Consider the following 16301-nt stretch of genomic DNA (forward strand, 5'->3'; position numbering starts at 1 on the left):
ACATGAATCAGCGTCCTCAGGCAAGACCCGCACCGGCCGCGGCGATTTCCACCCCGGTCGAAGCCCGCAAGCTCGCCGAAAACCTGATGGACGTGATGAGCGCGCTGCTCGGCGTCATCGAGCGCGAGACCGAACTGGTTCGCGCCGGCAAGCTGCACGAAGCCATGCAGCTTGAAGCGCAGAAAAGCGAGCAGTCGCGCCGTTATACGCTCGCGGTCGAGAACCTGAAGAACTCGCAGGCGTATCTGTCGCAGGTATCGCCGGAATTGCTGACCTCGCTGCGACGCCATCACGACACCTTCCGCGCGATGCTGCAGATCAATCTCACCGTGCTCGCGACGGCGCATGCGGTTTCCGAAGGCATCGTGCGCGGCGTCAACACCGAGATCCAGCGCCGCAGCATGCCGAACAGCTATACGGCCTCCGGACAGCGCACGACGCCGGGTCCGCGCCACCACACGCCGCTCTCGGTCAGCCGCTCGCTCTGAACGTTCTCGCGCGCATGCGTCCCGGCGCGATGCGCCGGGAATGCATCAATTTTTCGACAAATCGGCGCATCCGCATCAGAACCTGGTTCAGCGTGTTCGCTAACTCGATATTGAGAGGCGACGAGACATATTGCGGATGACGAGGGGTTGGGATTTGACTCGCAGGAAGCCCGGAGGCTGCCATGAGTACAGATTTCAGCATCAGGCCGGTGGGGGCACCGGTCGCAACGCCTATTGTGCAGGCCCCAAGCGAAGCAGCGGGCAAAGCGGTCGCGACCGAACTGCCGGCGCGCAAGAGCGTCACGGTGGCTGACACCGGCGCAGCCGTACACAATGATCCGCAGATCGGGAGCGATTCAGTATCGCGTCAGGCGTTTATCGATCGCGCCGCGGGCTCGATCGTCTATCAAGTCGTCGACAACAGAACCAGCCTGGTAGTACAGCAATTCCCCGATGAAGCCGTCCTGCGCCGTCGCGCCTATTTCCATGCGCTGGATCTGACAAAGGGCGCGCCCACACGTCCTCTTGCCACCGACCTCAAGGCCTGAGCCCGCTCGTCCGGTTACTGGCTCAGGGTGGCAACCGCGGTGTCGAGGAAAGTTCCGCCGGTCGCGGGATCGGTGACGACGTTCTTGATCTGCGCCGTTCCGGCCTTCGCCGCCAAACTAAACTTCGTATCGCCAATCCGGAACGACTGATCCTTGATCAGGACGGTCTGGTGTTTGATCGTGCTGCCGCTCTGGTACGAGACCTGTGCGCGGAAGCCGCTGACGTTCGAGACCTTGAGCGTGAACGTTTTCTTGTCCTGGTAGGTGCCCGACCAGGTGCCCTGATAGAGCTTGGGATCGACGGCGACATACGGGGTCCTGGACGGAACCCCGGCCGATCCGGCTGACTTGTAGGCGGCTGACAGGATGCTCGTGACGTCGACCATGGCCGCGCTCCGCCGGATCGAAAAGCCGTCAGACCTGACCCGACAGGCCCGCGGCGATGTTGCAGTTGATGTCGATCAGCGATTTCAGCTTCGCCGGATCCGGATTGATCTGCATATCGATCGTCTGCTTCATGACGAATACGCCGATATTGGCAATATTCTGCCTGATCTCCAACGGCTGCGGGTTGTCGTTAGTTTCCGCCGCGCTCATGAAAATCGACCACAGCCGGCGATTGAACAGCAACGCTTGATGCAGGCTCTTGTCAGGGCCGCTCCAGTTGGCCTGGACGTCCTGTAATTGTCTTGCTGCCTTTAGCAGGGCCTGTGCCTCGATTTCCCGAGGGGACGCCGTCGTTTGCGACGTGCGGGCATAGGCTTGAGCGGCATGAGACATCCATCACCTCTGGGAACGCTTTGCGCGGGGACACTTCGAAGTTGCCCAACGTTTGTACGGCGCTGCCTTTAAAATATGGTTAGTAGTTGTTACCGTATTTGTCCGGAGTTGGGCAACGAATCCGTCCAGGCTATCGACGCGGCCTCGCGGTCACGTCAAGAAAACGGCGGGATTTCCCCCGCCGTTTCGCTTTACGTTTCTTGCCGTCGATATCAGCGCAGGAGCTGAAGCACGCTCTGCTGCGACTGGTTGGCCAGCGCCAGCGCGGAGACAGCGATCGACTGGCGGGTCGACAGCGCCTGGCTGTTGGCCGCTTCCTCGTTGGTATCGGCCACCGTCAGGTTGGCCGAACCGGTCTGCAGCACGTTGATCAGGTTCTTCGAGAAATCCTGACGGATCTGCACGACGGAGAGGTTCGAGCCGAGAGACGAGGCTTCAGTCCGCAGCGCGCTCGACGCGGCGCTGATCTTGGCGATCGTCGCGTTGGCCGAACTGTTGTCCAGGAAGTCGGTACCGGGGACCAGCGGACTCAGGCCCAGGCCGGCCGCGCTATAGGTAACGCCGGAGATGTTGAGCGTGGACTTGCCGGTTTCGTTGAAGGTCAGCTTGAGATTGTCGCCGTTGAGCAGGTTGATGCCGTTGAAGGAAGCATCCTGCGCCGTGGTGGATATCTGCGTGATGATGTTGTTGTACTGAGCGACCAGGCTGGCGCGAATGGTCTGCGAAGCCGGATCGGCAACCGGCGGGGCAACAGCGCCGAAGGTCACCGTACCACCGCCCGTGTTGGTATAGGTGACGGCGCCGATGGTGGACGAAGCCGCGTCGTTGGTCGTGGTAATGACGAGCTTGTTGGCGCTGTCGAGGCTGGCGGTCAGGTTGTTGGCCGCCAGAGCGGTGTTCAACTGGGCCAGGGACTCGTTGGCGCCGAAGGTAATGGTGGTCGCCGTTCCGCCACCGGTGGCGGCGATTGCCAGAACGTCGCCGGCTTTGATGGTAACGCCATCAACCAGATTGGTCGGAGTGCCACCGAGGGCGGCAGCCGAAGTCACCGTCGACTTGGGTGAATAACCGGAGGTCGTCTGCAGGACCTGGCTGGCGATCGATTTCGCGGTATCGACCAGCTTCTGCAGCGAGGTAAGGCCGGTGTTGGCGGCCTGCAGGACCTGCACGCCGTTGCCGATCCCATCGAGCAGATTGTTGATGTCGCTGGCGCGGTTATCGAGACCCTGCGCGGTGAAGAAGTTGGTCGGATTGTCGAGCGCCGAGTTGACCTTCTTGCCGGACGAAAGCCGGTTCTGCGTGGTGGCGAGCAGGTCGGCGGTCGACTGCAAGGAGAGCAGGTTCTGGCGAACCGATGCAGAAAGAACAATACCGGACATGGGGCGGACCTTCCTAGTTTACGTTCCGCCGTTCTACGGTAATTCCTTTAAATTATAGTTAATGCCGGCTTAAGTTGTTTGATTAAGGCCTTCTTAAAACGCGCCGTTGTTGCCTTCGAAGGGTCTCGCCTTATCGGAGCGCCCACCAAAACAAAAAAACGGCGGGGGTTCCCCCGCCGTTTTCGTCTTGTTTCTTGCCGTCGAGATCAGCGCAGGAGCTGAAGCACGCTCTGCTGCGAGGTGTTGGCCAGCGACAGCGCGGACACCGCGATCGACTGGCGGGTCGACAGCGCCTGGCTGTTGGCCGCTTCCTCGTTGGTGTCGGCCAGCGTCAGGTTGGACGCGCCGGTCTGCAGCACGTTGATCAGGCTCTTGGAGAAGTCCTGGCGGAGCTGCACGACGGACAGGTTCGAACCCAACGCCGACGCTTCGGTGCGGAGCGAGGTGCTGGCCGCGCTGAGCGTGACGAGCGCCTTGCTCGCAGAGTTGTTGTCGAGGAAGTCCGTTCCCGCGGCCAGCGAAGAAAGGCCAAGGCCCCCAGCGTTGAAGGTCACGCCAGAGATGTTGAGCGTGGACTTGCCGGTTTCGTTGAAGGTCAGCTTGAGGTTGTCACCGTTGAGCAGGTTGATGCCGTTGAAGGAGGCGTCCTGCGACGTGGTGGAGATCTGCGTAATGATGCTGTTGTACTGGTTGACCAAGCTGGTGCGAATGGCCTGCGAGGCAGCATCGGCAACCGGCGCGACGGCAGCGGCGAAGGTCGCCGTACCAGCGCCGGTAAGGGTGGCGGCGCCGACGGTCGACGAGGCCGCGTCGTTCGTCGTGGTGAAGACGAGCTTGTTGCTGCTGTCGAGGCTGGCCGTGAGGTTGTTGGCCGCCAAAGCGGTGTTCAACTGGGCAAGAGACTCGTTGGCGCCGAAGGTGATGCTGGTCGCCGTTCCGCCACCGGTGGCGGCGATGGCCAGAACGTCGCCGGATTTGATGGTAACGCCATCAACCAGATTGGCGGCGGTGCCACCGAGGGCGGCAGCCGAACTCACCGTCGACTTGGCCGTATAGCCGGTGGGCGCCTGCAGGACCTGGTTGGCGATCGACTTCGCGGTATCGACCAGCTTCTGCAGCGAGGTCAGGCCGGTGTTGGCAGCCTGCAGGACCTGCACGCCGTTGCCGATGCTGTCGAGCAGGTTGGTGATGTCGCTGGCGCGGTTGTTGAGGCCCTGCGCGGTGAAGAAGTTGGTCGGGTTGTCGAGTGCCGAGTTGACCTTGTTGCCGGTGGCAAGGCGGTTCTGCGTGGTGGAGAGCAGTTCGGCGGTCGATTGCAGGGAGAGGAGGTTCTGGCGAACTGAAGCGGAGAGAACAATAGCCATTTTCATACCTTTCTGGTGTGAAACTAGAGTGCGTGCCTACTCCCGACCTGTTCTGATCGGGCGACCGGCCGACCGTGCAGCCAAGCCTCTAAGAAAATATGAATTCGGTACCTCGCTATTGATCTGTCGATCACGCCAGCGACGGCCCGCCTGGGTTTTCGTCATCGCGTCATTTGCATACAACGTTGATAATACTGCACATTCACGCGATCTCGCGCCGCGTTTACCAAGCGTTAACCGTAATAAGAAAGGATTGTGGCGCACCGGCCGAAGAAGCCTCAGCGCGTATGTGGCGCGGCCCAAGCCGGTATCCATTCGAATACACAGTGATGGTCGCTCACGTGAGGCAGCAACGGAGAACAGACATGGCCTTGAAAGTCGAGCTCAAGCCGAACGAACGGATCATCATCGGCGCCTGCGTCATCACCAATACCGATCAGCGCGCCCGGCTTTTGATCGACGGCGACAAGATCCCGATCCTGCGCGAAAAAGATATCCTGACGCCCGAGACCGCCGACACGCCGGCCAAGCTGGTCTATCTCGCCGTGCAATTGATGTATCTGTCGCCGGATCCGGTGGCCCATCACCTGACCTATTTCAGCCTGTTGCGGGACATCCTGAGCACGATGCCGAGTGGATGGTCCTTCATCGAGGGGATCAACAACCACATCCTCAACGGCGATCTCTATCATGCGCTGAAAGAGGCGAAGAAATTGATCAGCCACGAAGAGACTCTCATCGCCGATGCGAAAAGCCTGCAGGCTGGCGACGCAAACACCGAACTCAAATCGGCTTAACGTGCCCATCTGACAAGGTAGCGCGACCGCCGGACTCCGGATCGCCTACAGCGCCAAGGGCGGCGACTGCTCGATGTCGAGCACCGGCTCGTCTCCGCAAGACGATCGTCTCGCGCCAAACTCCAGTACTGCCGAGATCAGGGCGTCGATGTCGCAGGTATCGGTGCGATGGTTGACGATCGCCGCACGTATCGCGAGTTCTCCGTTCAGCAGCGTCGTCGACGGAGCCGCGATGCCGGACTCCTGAACGTCGACGACGATATCGCCATTGACGCGATTGCCGTCCGCACATCGGTAACGGAAGCAGACGATATTGAGCTGCACCGGGGCAAGCAACTCGAGCCGGGGCTCCGCCAGGATCCGGGCTTCCAGATATCCCGCAAGCGCGCAGGTTCGCGTGATGACGGCTCCGAGCTTCTCCGTACCGTAGGTCTTCAGGGTGAACCATGTCTTGAGTGCCCTGAAGCCCCGCGACAGATCCGGGCCTAGATCGCAAGGCCAGGGCGAGTTGGCAGCGAGCCCCCGCGTCTCGCGCCGCAGATACGCCGCCGGAGCGGCAAACGTCTGACGATGGCGCTCGCCGTCACGCACAATCAGGAAGCCCGCGTCGTAGGGCACCTGCCCCCATTTGTGAAAATCAAGCGCAATCGAATCCGCGCTTTCAATTCCAGCCAGCCGCGGCGCGAGCACCGGGGACAGAGTGCCGAGTGCGCCATAGGCGCCGTCGACGTGAAACCAGAGTCCCTCTTCCCGGCATAGCGAAGCGAGCGCCTGCAGATCGTCGATGGCACCGATATCCACCGTTCCCGCCGAGCCGACGACGAGGAACGGATTCAAACCGGCCTCGCGGTCCAACGCAATCCGGGCGCGCAGCGCTGCCAGGTCGATGCGGTGAGACCGGTCCACCCCGATGCAGCGCAATGCATCGCTCCCGAAGCCGGCGATATCCATCGCCTTGGCGATGCAGCCGTGCGCCGCGACCGAGGTATAGGCAGTCAGTGACGTACCTTGGACGCCGCGCTGCCGGACCGATCGTCCGAGCGCCGTTGTTCGCGCCACCAGCACCGCCATCAGATTGGCCATCGACGTCCCGGTGACGAAAATGCCGCTCGCCCCATGCGGAAAGCCGAACATCTGGCGCGTCCATTCGACGATCTGGCGCTCGACCTCGACCGGAATGTGATCGCGCCCGCCGAGATTGGCGTTCAAGCCGGCCGCCAGCATCTCCGCCAACATGCCGACCGCGGTGCCGCCGCCGTGCACCCATCCCATGAAACCGGGATGAACGTTGCCGGTTGCGTAGGGAACGATGAAATCGGCGAATTCGCGATAGACGTCGCCGGGATCGCAGGCCTGATGCGGAAGACTCGCACGAAACCGCGCGCGCACGTCGTCAGGTATCGGCTGCCAGACCGGGCGATCGCGAATGTTGGCAGCGTAGTCGATCATGTCATCGAGCATGCGATGACCAAGCGAACGTATCTCGTCCCAGTTTTGCGGATCGAGCGTCTCGCTCGACGTCGACGGCACCGGTGCTTCACGCAGCACCTTCGTCACGCCGCCTGCTCCCGGCCAGGCCGGCCGTGGCGATACAGCATCGTCGCGAATGCGTCGAAGATCCTGCGCATTTGGGGAGACTTGTAGGGAAACAGCTCCGGCGAATCCATGTTGTGCACGACCGCGGTATTGTCCGCCTCGAATATCAGCAACTCTCCGCGCTTGTTTTCCGCGCAGTCGATCGTGAAATAGTCGAGCCCGACACGGTCGATCATCGCGGCCAGCGCATCCTGATGGCGAACCGCGAAAGCACTGTCGAAGCTGCGCATGAAGTTCTCTTCTTCAAGGCGCTTGCTTTCGCTCAACGCCATGTTCGCGTTGAGGTACCAGATATCCCACCGGTCCGCGATCGCCATGTGGCAGGCGTAAGGCCGGCCATCGACGACAACAACGCGAAATTTACGGAACAATCCGTCATCGCCGGCGTAATCGACAAAGCGAGAGACGAAGAATTCCGGCTCTGATCTTTCCGCAAGATATCGACCGATCGCATCGCGTTCGTCGAGCTTGGCGAGCCCGGCGCCGGCGTGCGAACCGCGCGGCCGGACGATGATCGGAAACTGAAGTTCCGGCAAGACGTCCGCAAGCAGACGATTCGATTGCGCCACGTCAGATAATTCCTCGCGTGTCACGGCCACGGTTGCGGGAATATCGAGTCCATCGATTCCGCGAAGCAGGCCGTGCAGCTTGTCGCGATCCAAATTGCCGACGCGGCGCGGTGAATTAAGGAGTGGCCGCGGCCAGCACGGCACGGCCCGATCGATGATGCGGAGCGCGTCACTGCATTCCTCGGAATCGGAAGCAATCACGATCGCAACGTCATGATCGGGCAGCGGTGCCGGCAATCCTGCTCCGGCAACGACATAAAGCGTCAGCAACTCGATGGCGGAGTCCTCGAGCAGGAATTCGATCGGCGTGTTGCCGCCCATGTCGATCGCAGCCGCGAGCGCGAGCACGCGCAGCTTCGGTTTTTCCGTCGCGCACGGCGATCGGAACAACTGATGGAAGGCAAGCACCTCGGACTGGATGGCCAATCCCGCCTGCTTGTCACCGAGTAGCTGCGTGATCAGCGACAGGTCCAGTCCCTCGCCCGCATCGGCGGTTCCGCTAACGACCTTCGAGATCAATTCATCCCGCAACGGACGAAGATCGGCCCCGTGAAAGGCCATCGTCGTGAGTCTGGCAAACCCGATGCGGTCCGCGCTAAGCGGCTTGGCGGTCGGAACCGGCTGGTTGAATTCAGGCTGCATAAAAGGACTCCAGAGATGGCCTAGCCGACCGGAAGGAATTTGGTCAGTGTCAGTTGCGACAGCATGGAAGTGGTCTGGTAGGAAGCCTGCAGGCTGGTCTGAAGAGCCAGAAGCTGGCTCGCCACCTGGTCCGGAGAAATGGTTTCGGTCTGGTCGACGACGTTCTGCAACATTACCTTGGCCTGCTTTTGCCGCGCCGTGGCGTCGCTCATCGTGGCCTGCGCCATTGCCAGATCGGTCTGGATGTCCTGGATCGTCTGCTTTCCCGGCTGCGCCGTGAGAGCTTGCGTGATCCGCTGGCTCAGCGCCGATACTTGCGCCGCAGCATTCGGATTCGTCGGCGAGGTCGTCACCGCGGAAAACACCGCCAGCGCTTGAAGCTGCGAACGAATGGCGGGCTCGTCGGCCTGGATCCCATATTCAACCTTCACCGAGGCATCGACCCGCGCTGTCGCCGACGCGCGCGCGGTAGCGGTCGGTCCGGGATTTCCGGTGTACCAACTGACGGTATTCGCCGGCGTGCCGCTGACCAGCGACGTCGCGGAGCCCAGCGGCGAACCGCCCACCCGCAACGGCGGCACGGTCGCGGTCGCGGTCGCGCCGAAGCCGAGCGCAGCGAACGCCGCCGTGTTCGAACTGGAGACCGACAGGCTCGCAGCGTTATCGATGTGAAGCGAGATCACGCCGCCGCTGACGGTGGATGGCGTGGAAGTGCCCGTGATCGAGTCGATTTTTGTCAGCAGGCTCTGGACGTTGTCGGTGACATTGAGTTGGTTGCCGGCAGCACCCGAAGCGACAAAGGTGATCGGTGTGCCATTGACGGTGATGGTGTCGCCAGCCGCAAAGCTCGCGCCCAGCGAGTCGGTGCCCGCCGCACCGGACAGCAAGGTCGCGCCGGTGATGGGAGCAGGTGTCGCCGCCTGGTTGTTGACCACGCTACCCGTCGCCGTTCCCGTCGTATTGAAAAAATCATTGCCGGCCTGCACCGCCGACGCCGCTACCAGCGACGTATTGGCCAGCGTGCCGATCGCCGTATTCAAGGCCGCGTTGAGATTGGCCGCCGTCGCCGTCGTGCTGACCCCGATGGCGAAACTGCCGGCCGGCGGCGGCGTCGCGCTGGAGGCCGTCAGCGCAATCGATTCCGTCGACCCGTCAGGCAGATTGAACGTGAAGCTGACCTTGTCGCCAACGTTGGGGTTGGTGGCGCCGAGGTCGATCGAAATACCCGCTGGCGATCCGGACGGACCGGTAACCGTCGCGCCGGTCAGCGACGACGAGACCGAACTCAGCTTCAGGCCGAACGGCGAACCGGCGACATCTTCCGCCACTTTCACCGACGTTGCCGTCGGGGATGTAATGACGAGACGACCGAGACCGGTGGTGCCGACATCGGCCTGCTTGCGTTCGGCGATCACCTGCTTCAATCCGGCCTGCGTCGTCGTCCCGTTCAGGATGTCGTCCATCGACGCGACCGACGGGGTGGTGACGGCCGTGCCGGAAAACAGAAAGCGGTCTCCGGCCTGGGTATTGAGAATTCCGAGCATCGAGGAGAGCTGCGAGGTCGCGGTTTCCTGGGCGATGCTCTGGCCAGCGGTGTTCAACGCCTGCGAGGAACCATTCGCGCTGTTCTGGATCGTCTTGCCGATATCGTTCATCGCCTGCAGCACGGTGTTGGCGACACCGATGCTGGAATTGATGACGGTCATCGTATCCGTGAAGGCGGACATGCCCGACAGTTGCGACCGCGCGGCAATGGCAAATCCTTCGTTGACGCCCATGCCCGCATAGGTCGTCGACTTGTTTCCGGTCGTAAGCTGGGACTGCAGAACCGTCATCTGGTTCTTCAGGGTCTGAACCGACTGATTCAGGATCAGGGAGCCGGCGTAACTGAGGGAGTTGATTGCCATATCGTCCGCCTTATACCTGCGCCTGCAGCAGGCTGTTCATCATGCTCTGAACCACTGACATCACGTGGGCATTGGCGGCATAGGAATTCTGCAGCGCGATCAGGTTCGCCATCTCGGTGTCGATGTTGACGCCGGACGTGGACTGCATCTTCTGCTTCAGCGTGTTGACGACGACATCCTGGCCCTGCTGAAGCTGAGTCGCGGTGGTGGAAGCGTTGCTCTGCTGACTGAGGAACTGTTGCATGTAGCTGCCCAGCGTTCCCTTGAAGGGCGATGCCGCCGTACCCAGTCCGGTCGCGGACGAGTAGCTGAAGGTTCCGGATGTCAACTGGTTGTAGAGAAAGTCCGAACGCGTGGTGTCGCCGGACTGGGTCGCAGGCGAGGTGTTGTAGACCGATAGTTTCGAGGGATCGCTGAGAACGGCGGCGTTCACCGTGATGCGCCCCGCCAGTCCGGTGAACTGCGAACCGCTAGCGGTGATCGAACCGCTGTAGGGCGAGGTGCCGTCGGTGAACAACGCCAGTTGCGGGCTTCCGTTCGCCAGCGACGTCGCCGTCTTGGTGACTGAGGCGGCGTTGACGGTCGCAGCCGACGCACCGTTGTCAACGACGCGCAGCGTCGATCCGGACGGATTGGAGAACTGAAGGCTGGTGCCGCCGAGCGCGGCGTTCAATTGCGTCACGACCGACGCCATGCCGCTTGCAAAATTGATGCCGATCCGCGTCGGATTGGCGCCGGTGGCGTTCGAAAGGGGAAGCACGGAGGGATCGTCGACGCGAACGATCGAGACCTGATGCTGGGTGTTGGTCGCGGTATCCGTATAGGTCAGATTGACCGTGTTGCCCGGCAGCATGTTCGACAGGTCGAGATCGAAGCCGGCCTTGGGCGCCAGCGCCGCGGGCGCCGCGGTGCCGGCCGTGGTCGTATCCGACAGCGCGCTTGCCATCGCTGCGGCCAACTGGTCGACCTGCGTCTGCGCCTGCACCAAAGTCGTGTCACGCAGCTTCAGGTCGGCCGCGATCTGCCCGGACTTGAACGAATTCGACGCGATCATGTCGATCGTCGAACCGTTCGCCAGCTTGCACGAGATCGTGCCCGCCGAGGACTTGGTCGGATCGGAATTCCACAGCGAATTCGCGCTCAGCGTGCCCTGCGAATTGAAGCTCAGTTGCGAGGCCTGCAGGCCGACGAGTTCGACCCCGTCGGACGTATAGATCGTGGTCTGATTGCTGCCGTTGGTGGAAACGCGAATGTCCATCAGTTGCGAAAGCTGGTCGATCGCGCTGTCGCGCTGGTCCATCAGGTTCGCGGCAGTGGGATCGTTCGGGCTCAAGCTCTGGATCTGGCCGTTGAGCTGCGCGATCTGGTTCATCGCCGCATTGGCCTGCCCAACCGAAATGTTGAGGTCCTGCTCCATGTTTGTACGCAGCGTCTGGATGCCCTGCGTCGTTGCGTTGAGCTGCTGCGCCAACGACAGCGCGGACCGCGCGGCCGAGATCTGGGTCGACGCGCTTCCCGATGTCGTCGACAGCGACTGCAGCGCCGTCGTGAAATTCGAGAACGCGGCTTCGAGCGAGCCGGGAGCGCCGGGCGTTCCGTAAACCGATTGCAACTGGGTCAGCACGCTTGCCATCTGGTCGGCGTAGGCGCCGCCGGAGGTCTCGGAACGCAGTTGCGACTGCACGAACTGGTCAAGCGAACGGTTGACGCCGGTGACCCTGACGCTCGAGCCGACGTCGCCGGTTACTTCCGCAACCTGGTTGATGCTGCGGGAGATGTAACCGGGCGTCTGCGCGTTGCCGACATTCGACGATACGATCGTGAGCGCGGCCTGGTTGGCACGCAGCGCCGTCATTGCCGTGGCGAGAGATGAACTCAAACTCATGTTTACCGCCTCAGGTCAGACCAGGCTCACCTTTGCCGCTCGCCGAAATCGATCAGCGCAGCACGTTCAAGAGATCCTGAACCATGCTGTTGGCTGTGGTGATCACCTTGGTATTCGCGGAATAGGCCTGCTGGGTCACGATCAGCTTGGTGAATTCGTCCGCGATGTCGGTGTTCGAACCTTCGAGCGACGAGCCGCTGATGGTTCCGGTCGCACCGGCGATCGCCACGCCCGACTGGTTGGTGACGGCGTAGGCGCCGCCATCCAGCGCCTTGAGGTAGTTGGTGCCGTTGAAGTGCGACATCGAGACCGCCGCAAGATCGAGGTTCTGGCCGTTGGAGAACGTGCCGACCACGAGGCCGTTGTTGTTGACCGCGATCGACTGCAACTGTCCCGCGGCGTAACCGTTTTGCGAGATCTGGTTGATGGTCGCGGTGCCGCCGGTGGAGGCATATTGCGTGAGGCCGCCGGAGCCGAAATTCATTGAAAGATTTCCGACCGACTGGTTGCCGACCGTAACGTTGTTGAGGGTGATGGTCGAACCCGTCGGGCTGGTCAGCGATCCGTTGGGGCCGAACACGAAGTTGGTGCCCGCATTGACCCAAGCGGCAGTGGTCCCCGTCGCATTCGGATTGGTCTGATAGAACAGGTTCCAGGTATCGGTATGCGGGCTGCCGAGCGCGGAGCTATCGCTCTTGGCCCATCGCAACTGCAGGTTGACCGGCGTTCCCGTTGAATCATAAGCCGTCACCGCGCCACCGCTGATGGTTTCCTTGGTGAAAATCGCGTTGTCGTTACCGATAACGATACCGAGGCCCGGGGTGCCGCCGCCGCCCATGGGCTGCGTCACGGTGGTGCTGAAGCCCAATCCGGCCAGGGGCGTGCCGGTCGTGGTCGTGATGCTGAGATTATTTGAAGGCGTATAAGACGTGCCGGTGTGCAGGCTGACAGAGCCGGTGGCGCTGATGGTCGAGGCCTTAGGCGAGGCGACGGTGCCGGTGATGGTATCTATCGCCGTAAGCAGGTTGCCGACCGTCGCGGTGTTCACATTGAGCGTTGCGCCGGTCGTGGTGATGGTGTTGGCGCCGGCGTTGGTAAACGTGATCGTCTGGCCGTCAACGACGATGGTGTCGCCAGGTTGAATCGGCGGGTTCAACACGCCCGCGCCCGCGCCGCCGAGCTTCGTCGCTGCTGTGATCGCCACCGCGGGCGAAGTGCTGTCGGTAACCGGACTTCCGGCAATCGACGCGTCGGTCAACGGCGGCGCCGGCGTGCCGATCACCAGTGGGTTGTGGCCGGTGGTGAAGTCAGTCGGGTTGAGGCCGCCTGCGGCGACCAGCGTACCGGTGGGGGCGCCGGAAGATGCCGCCGTCGACGGCGTGGTCGGAAGGTTGGCCGCATATTGAATCGTGGTCGTGGCCTGCGCCGGGATGAAATTGTTCGCGAACTGCAAGACGGTCGGCACGTTTCCGATCGGGTTGCCGGTCTTCGGATCGACCGTCACGCCCATCAGGTAGTAGCCGGCGCCGTTAACGAGATTGCCGCTGGCATTGAGCTGGAAATCGCCGCGCCGGGTGTAGTCGGTAGTGCCGTCGAACACCGGCGAGTTGTCGGTGATGCCGACCGGCTTCTGCACGTTGAAGAAGCCCTGGCCGTTGATGGCCATGTTGGTCGCGACCGTCGTCGAGGTGACCGTGCCTTGCGTCGTGATGGTCGCCTGCGCGAAGGCGGTGACGCCGCCGGCCACCTGCCGGTCCGGCGTTGCCGACTGCGGGATGAGATCCACGAAGCTGGTGCCGATGCCCTTGTAGCCGGTGGTCGAGGCGTTTGCGATGTTGCCCGAGATGTTCTGGAGCGCGAAGGACTGCGCCTGCAAGCCGCCGACGGAAGTGTTCAGTGCGTCAAAAATACCCATGACATCGTCTCCAAATTCGATCCGGGCGGCCAGCCGATCCGCAAACCAGGGCCGCAATCGCAGGAGCACGTCGCAAGCGTTATGCCAAACCTGAAAATCCTTTCATTTCAGTCGGTTAAATAAAAAGCCCCAGTCCAGGGACCGGGGCACAATTGCCGGGCGGGGCAACAATTGCCGGGCGAAAAGCGTCGGGCCTGCTTGAACGGGGTTCAAGCAGGCCCGACGCCTATCGTTATGTTTTGCGCATGATCTTTGACGGAAAACCGGAACCACTTTTCCGGATCACGCGCTAGGAGGCCGATGGCGTCGCCGGGTGAAACACCAGCGCAAAACCGTCCATGCAGTAGCGCAAACCGGTCGGCTTCGGCCCGTCGTCGAAGACGTGGCCGAGATGGCCGCCGCAGCGGCGGCAGTGAATTTCGGTGCGCAGCATTCCGAAGGTGCGGTCCTCGGTCTTGCCGACGGCGTTCTCCAGCGGCTGGTAGAAACTCGGCCAGCCGGTGCCGCTCTCGAATTTGGTTTCCGAGGAGAACAGCGGCAGGTCGCAACCGGCGCAGGCGAAAATGCCCTTGCGGTGCTCTTTCAGCAGCGGGCTCGAGCCCGGCCGCTCGGTGCCTTCCTTGCGCAGGATTTCATATTGCTGCGGCGTCAGTTGCGCACGCCATTCCGCATCGGTCTTTTCGATTTCGAATTTTTCCGCGGCTTGCGCCGGCGTGGCGCGCAGCCAGCGGAAAGCGACGAGGCCAAACAGGCCGGCTGCGGATGCGAGCAGGATACGGCGGTCGATCATAGGGGTCTCCGTGCGAAGCGGAATGAAGTGGTTCGCCATCAAATACGGCCCGCTGGCGCCGAAGTTACATCGATCCGTCCCGAATTTTCTCACTTTCCTGCGATTCAGCCTCCGTTGGCCCGCCGCTTTGAGCCTCCATCGGCGGCTGCGGACGCACCGGACGCGGAGCGCCGGGGGGACGCGGAGCGCCGGGCGGACGCGGAGCGCCGGGCGGACGCGGGCGCGGCGGCGGACGGGTTCCGGCCTGCCGGTTGGCTTCCGCCAGCCGTGCCTCGCGAATCCGTTCCCGTGCCCGCGCGCCTTCCCGATAGCGGGCCAGAGCGCCGGCGGCCGCCGAACTGCCCCGCCCCCACATACCGATCAGATGGCCGGCGACCCGGCCGGTCGCACCGCCGGCCCAGACCAGTTCGAACGGCGAAAACAGCCGCCAGCGCTCGTCGCCCCACAGAATGCTGCGCGCGATCAGTTGCCCTGCCATCGCCGAGGTATTGAGTCCGTGACGGCCGAAGCCTGAGGCAACCCACAGCCCTTTGCGCAACTGACCGATCTGCGGCATGCCGTGCACGGTTAATCCGACCGCACCGCCGAACACCTCGGCGATCTGGACCTTGCCGAGCCTTGGAAAGACCGTCGCGATGCGGCGCTGGATGGCGGCACCGAAACGGCGCGGCCGCGCCTCCCAGGTGGTTTCCGGGTTCGCCCACATCAGCCGGTCGCCGCCCACGATCCGGAAATGATCGACGCCGTCGCTGTCGCTCACCGAGCCGCGGAACTGGATGACCTCGCCGAGTCGGTCGCCAAGCGGCTCGGTCACCGCGCCATAGCGCCAGATCGGCAGCAGCGTCTCCGACAGCCGCCGCAGCGGCGCCCCGAGATGGATGTTGCCGGCCAGCACAATGTGCGAGGCGCGCAGCCGCGCCGACGGCGTCACGATGCGCTTGCGAATGCCTGACGAATCGATGCTGACGACCGGCGTGTCCTCGAAGATGCGCGCACCTGCCCGCTTGGCCTGCTCGGCCAGGCCCTGGATGTATTTGCGGCCGTCGATCTGAAATGCCCTGGGGTAATAGATGCCGTGAAAATAGCGGTCGGTGCCGAGCTGGTCGCGGACACGATCGACTTGCCAGCCCTCGACTTCGGTCTCGAAATCCTCGCTCAGCATCTGCAGCCGGCTGATCAGCGTGTCGCCGGCATCGACGTTGGAAACTTCCAGCGCTCCCTCGGTGAGCGCGATACCCGGCATCGCCTCTTCGGACGCGGCGGCGCGGACATATTCGGCACCCTCCTTCGACAGCGCCCACAGTTCGCGGGCGTCCTCGAGGCCGACGCGCTCGATCAATTCGGCGATCGGCAGACCATAACCCGGCATCACGGTGCCGAGCTGATGGCCCGACGCGTTCCAGCCGACATAGCGGCCTTCGAGCACGGCGACGCTGGCGCCGAGGCGGGCCGCCTCCAGCGCCACCGTGAGGCCGGCAAGGCCGGCGCCCACGATGCAGATATCGACGTCCAGGTCGAACGTCAGGCGCGAGCGAAACGGCGCATCGTCGTCGGGGCCGTCGGTCGCACTTGTGAAAGTCTCAGCCATGGCGTTTTCTTACGGACCGCTGCGGCGCTTGTCACCTTGTCCTAAGCATGAGC

At 62.6% G+C, this 16301-nt stretch carries 14 protein-coding genes; 3 read left to right on the forward strand and 11 right to left on the reverse strand.

From position 1 onward, the window contains the following. Positions 1 to 2 precede the first annotated feature (2 nt). Entirely contained in the window at positions 3 to 488 is a 486-nt protein-coding gene (locus tag FFI89_RS22565) for a hypothetical protein (protein ID WP_138829823.1), read from the forward strand. 182 nt (positions 489 to 670) lie between these two features. Continuing rightward, positions 671 to 1036, forward strand: coding sequence for a hypothetical protein (locus tag FFI89_RS22570; RefSeq protein ID WP_138829824.1), 366 nt, complete (start codon positions 671 to 673; stop codon positions 1034 to 1036). A 14-nt stretch (positions 1037 to 1050) separates the two neighbouring features. On the opposite strand, the gene FFI89_RS22575 is transcribed toward FFI89_RS22570, so the two are convergent. From FFI89_RS22575 to FFI89_RS22590, 4 genes are all read right to left on the reverse strand, one after another. Then, positions 1051 to 1422: a hypothetical protein gene (locus tag FFI89_RS22575; protein WP_138829825.1), complete on the reverse strand. Its 372-nt coding sequence runs from the start codon at positions 1420 to 1422 to the stop codon at positions 1051 to 1053. 28 nt (positions 1423 to 1450) lie between these two features. Next, on the reverse strand, positions 1451 to 1816 hold the full coding sequence (gene flaF / locus FFI89_RS22580; RefSeq protein ID WP_138829826.1) for a flagellar biosynthesis regulator FlaF: 366 nt from the start codon (positions 1814 to 1816) through the stop codon (positions 1451 to 1453). 212 nt (positions 1817 to 2028) lie between these two features. Then, positions 2029 to 3195 carry a flagellin gene (locus FFI89_RS22585; RefSeq protein ID WP_138829827.1) on the reverse strand — a complete coding sequence of 389 codons (1167 nt, stop codon included), beginning with the start codon at positions 3193 to 3195 and terminating at the stop codon, positions 2029 to 2031. Between the two features lie 206 nt (positions 3196 to 3401). Continuing rightward, a complete protein-coding gene (locus FFI89_RS22590; RefSeq protein WP_138829828.1) occupies positions 3402 to 4565 on the reverse strand; it encodes a flagellin in 1164 nt (387 codons plus the stop codon). Between the two features lie 359 nt (positions 4566 to 4924). Between FFI89_RS22590 and flbT the strand changes: the two genes are divergently transcribed. Further along, on the forward strand, positions 4925 to 5356 hold the full coding sequence (flbT, locus tag FFI89_RS22595) for a flagellar biosynthesis repressor FlbT (RefSeq protein WP_138829829.1): 432 nt from the start codon (positions 4925 to 4927) through the stop codon (positions 5354 to 5356). Positions 5357 to 5401: 45 nt separating this feature from the next. Here flbT and FFI89_RS22600 read toward each other — a convergent pair whose 3' ends face one another. The 7 genes from FFI89_RS22600 to FFI89_RS22630 all read right to left on the reverse strand — a co-directional run bounded on the left by FFI89_RS22600 (position 5402) and on the right by FFI89_RS22630 (position 16248). Then, positions 5402 to 6913 carry an aspartate aminotransferase family protein gene (locus FFI89_RS22600; RefSeq protein ID WP_371721569.1) on the reverse strand — a complete coding sequence of 504 codons (1512 nt, stop codon included), beginning with the start codon at positions 6911 to 6913 and terminating at the stop codon, positions 5402 to 5404. Next, positions 6910 to 8163 (reverse strand): RimK family alpha-L-glutamate ligase, encoded by a 1254-nt coding sequence (locus FFI89_RS22605; RefSeq protein WP_138829830.1) that lies wholly within the window; start codon positions 8161 to 8163, stop codon positions 6910 to 6912. Before FFI89_RS22605 ends, FFI89_RS22600 begins: the two co-directional genes overlap by 4 nt. Before the next feature lie 20 nt (positions 8164 to 8183). Beyond that, positions 8184 to 10070: a flagellar protein gene (locus FFI89_RS22610; protein WP_138829831.1), complete on the reverse strand. Its 1887-nt coding sequence runs from the start codon at positions 10068 to 10070 to the stop codon at positions 8184 to 8186. 10 nt (positions 10071 to 10080) lie between these two features. Further along, complete coding sequence (gene flgK, locus FFI89_RS22615; RefSeq protein ID WP_138829832.1) at positions 10081 to 11955, reverse strand: flagellar hook-associated protein FlgK; 1875 nt, start codon at positions 11953 to 11955, stop codon at positions 10081 to 10083. Between the two features lie 52 nt (positions 11956 to 12007). Next, complete coding sequence (locus FFI89_RS22620; protein ID WP_138829833.1) at positions 12008 to 13870, reverse strand: flagellar hook-basal body complex protein; 1863 nt, start codon at positions 13868 to 13870, stop codon at positions 12008 to 12010. Between the two features lie 289 nt (positions 13871 to 14159). After that, complete coding sequence (gene msrB / locus FFI89_RS22625; RefSeq protein WP_168212997.1) at positions 14160 to 14660, reverse strand: peptide-methionine (R)-S-oxide reductase MsrB; 501 nt, start codon at positions 14658 to 14660, stop codon at positions 14160 to 14162. A 64-nt stretch (positions 14661 to 14724) separates the two neighbouring features. Then, positions 14725 to 16248, reverse strand: coding sequence for an FAD-binding oxidoreductase (locus FFI89_RS22630; protein ID WP_138829834.1), 1524 nt, complete (start codon positions 16246 to 16248; stop codon positions 14725 to 14727). Positions 16249 to 16301: the final 53 nt, after the last annotated feature.

The sequence above is a fragment of the Bradyrhizobium sp. KBS0727 genome (assembly GCF_005937885.2).
In the GTDB taxonomy this organism is placed as follows: Bacteria; Pseudomonadota; Alphaproteobacteria; order Rhizobiales; family Xanthobacteraceae; genus Bradyrhizobium.